Origin of the sequence: Streptomyces sp. NPDC005799, from assembly GCF_040630525.1 — a bacterium.
Classification (GTDB): domain Bacteria; phylum Actinomycetota; class Actinomycetes; order Streptomycetales; family Streptomycetaceae; genus Streptomyces; species Streptomyces griseorubiginosus_B.
The window spans coordinates 1-2,024 of the sequence record NZ_JBEXXQ010000188.1; the positions used below are offsets into that span (position 1 = coordinate 1).

General features: G+C 66.6%; 1 protein-coding gene. It reads right to left on the reverse strand.

The window, feature by feature from the left end:
• Positions 1 to 14 precede the first annotated feature (14 nt).
• Positions 15 to 1,457, reverse strand: coding sequence for an NF041680 family putative transposase (locus ABZ453_RS51110; protein ID WP_359026917.1), 1,443 nt, complete (start codon positions 1,455 to 1,457; stop codon positions 15 to 17).
• Between the last annotated feature and the right edge of the window lie 567 nt (positions 1,458 to 2,024).

Sequence of the window (2,024 nt, forward strand, 5' to 3'; positions counted from 1 at the left end):
AGCTTGTTCTTTATCTACCAGGATCTGCCAGGTCGACCGATGGCCTTGAGGGTCTCGGGGCGTTTGACGGTCTTGCCGACGTCGTAGCGGGGTGCTCGGTGTTTGTTCTTGGCGCCGGGTGGCCGTCCGGGGCCGGCGCCTCGGGGTTTGGGAACTCGGGTCGGGCAGGCGAGGTGAGCGCGGATGTTCCTGAACCCCCGGCGGACCCGGGCCGGCGTGAGCCGGTCGGGTGCGGCGGGTTTCTCCCAAGGGCGGCGGAGATCTTCGGCGAGGGGCCGGGCGAGCCGGAGTTGAGTGTGGGCGACGATCAGGATCCAGGTCCAGCGGTCCGCTGCTTCGGGGGTACGGAGTTTCGGTGTGGTCCAGCCGAGGCTCTGTTTCGCGAAGCGGAAGGTGTGCTCCAGGTCAAAGCGGCGGAGAAATGCCTGCCAGAAACGGTCCACGTCGTCCGGGGTGGCGCCGGTCTTCGAGGACCATAACCACACCGGCGGAGCGTCTCGCTCCTTCGATAGGTGCTCGACCTTCAGCCGGATCAACGTGCCCTCAACCAGGGGTAGTTCACCGTCGTGGTCTAGCCAGGACGAGCGGTGGGTGAGCCTTGGGTGGACTCGGTCCCACGCCTGGGTCTGGGCCTTCCCGTAGTTGGTGGTGTCGGTAACGGTGGTGATCGCGGGCTCGGGCCAGGTCTCCGGCTTGGTGAAGCGGAATTCCGGGCCGTGCTTGGGCGGCCGGCCGTTGACACCGTGCATCCGCGGTGGTTTCGGCAGCCGCATGACGCGGTCGGAGCGGACTCGGCCGACCATCTCGACGGGCAGGTCGCGCAGGACCCAGGCCAGGCGGGTGACGTCGTAGCCGGCGTCGCTGACGATCACGATATGCGGGTCCCCGGCCTGCCACTGGCCCGCGGCCATGAGCCGTTCGACGACACCCCGCAGCTGGGCGGCGGTGACCGCGGTGGCGTCGTCCACCGGTCCGAGCCGGACCGCGTCCAGGATCGCGGTCCAGGACGTGGCGCCAGGCTCCAGCACGGCCACGAAGGAGTAGGGCCAGCCCGGAATGAACTGCGAGGCTGTCTTCGCACGGCCGTAGACGTGGCAGAACAACCGCTCGGCCGAGCACGGCGCGTCCGAGCGAAGCCACGGCGACACATCAACCGCCAGCACCAGGCGTCCGCTGTCGAAACGCGGCAGCGACAGCCCGGACAGCACCGTCCGCAGCCGATCCATGTCGATCCGGCCGTGATTGAGACCGCCATACATCGCTCCGTGCCCACGACGATGCTCGGGCAGCAGCGTCAGGTCCACCGGCGACTTCACCGCGCCGTCCGCACACAGCACCGCATCGGTCAGCTCGAACAATTCGTCGCGCCGAGCGGTCAGACACTCGTAGAACTCGCCTCGGAAGCGTGACGCTTCCTCGAACGCTTCCCTCCGGACAGCAACTGGCAGCAGACTCACCCTCACGGCCTTCGTCGTGGTCACGTGCACCTTGGTCGGAGCACAGGATCAGGCGAAGGCCGCCCCCACGTCCGGCGAATCCCCATGCGAGCGAATCCGTTCGAGACGCCATTCGAGACCGTGGCACCATGTACCGCATGACGACGAACCGAAAGGTCCATGCCGCGTAGACGGCCAGGACAGATCCGTGGTGCCGTCCCTGGCAGCCACCTGACAATGGGCGCAAGGCCGGTCATCGACGGCCTGTCTTCGCGTGCACTGTCCGAGATCAGCCGCCTTGAGCACACCCGCAACTATCTGCAGCCAGGCGATGTCAGCACAGCTGTAGGTCTGTGGAAGAACTACGTCCACCAGCCCGAGCGGGATCTGTGGCACGACTACGAGTGGGGCAACGTGCACTGGTACTGCTGCGGCAACCCCCTCGAATCCCGAGCCCTCCTCGACACCGTGATGCACGGCCATAACACCCCGAAGTGCCCGCGAACTTCGGAAGGTTGTCAGCCGGTCAGACGCCGTCTGGAACCATCCATCCCCGCCCTATGACGCGGACGGTAGATAAAGAACAAG